Here is a 725-nt window from a genome sequence, read left to right as displayed (position 1 = left end):
CGCCTACATCTTCCAGAACCCGGACAAGCGCATCATCTTTGCCATTCCCTATCAGGAAGAATTCACCCTCATCGGTACCACCGACCTCGAATACCACGGCGATGCCGGCAAGGTCGAGATCGATGCGGAAGAAATCGATTATCTCTGCGAGATGGCCAACCGCTACTTCAAGCGCCAGATCGGCAAGGAAGACGTGGTCTGGACCTACTCCGGCGTGCGTCCCCTGCTGGACGACAGCGCCGAGAATGCCTCGGCCATCACGCGCGACTACCTGCTCGAATGCGATGATGCGGGCGCGCCCATGCTGAACGTCTGGGGCGGCAAGATCACCACCTATCGCAAGCTGGCCGAAGAAGCGCTGTTCATGCTGGCCCCGCACCTCGGTGCATCGAGCCAGCCGTGGACGGCAGGAGCGCCGCTGCCCGGCGGCGACCTGGAACAGCCCGGCAAGATGGTGGCGCGCTACGACTTCGATGCCTACCTGCGCAAGCTGCAGGCACGTTATCCTTGGCTGCCGGCCGGGCTGGCCCATCGCTATGCGCGCAGCTATGGTTCCCGCGTGGACCAGATCATCGGCCAGGCCGACAGCCTGGCGGCGCTGGGCGAAGAACTGACACCGGGCCTCTACGAGGCCGAGGCGCGCTACCTGGTGCAACACGAGTGGGCGCGCGATGCGGATGACATCCTGTGGCGGCGAAGCAAGCTCGGCCTGCACTGCGGGCCGC

Annotated in this window: 1 protein-coding gene; it reads left to right on the top strand. The window is 64.6% G+C overall.

All coding sequences use genetic code 11. From position 1 onward, the window contains the following. A partial coding sequence (locus B3873_RS21770; RefSeq protein ID WP_286869038.1) for an FAD-dependent oxidoreductase occupies positions 1-725 on the top strand: 725 nt, incomplete at both ends.

This window comes from Herbaspirillum sp. UBA812 (assembly GCF_002296545.1).
Lineage (GTDB): Bacteria > Pseudomonadota > Gammaproteobacteria > Burkholderiales > Burkholderiaceae_D > Herbaspirillum > Herbaspirillum huttiense.
Note: the sequence above shows the minus strand (reverse complement) of the source record. Positions and strands in the feature narration are given on the sequence as shown.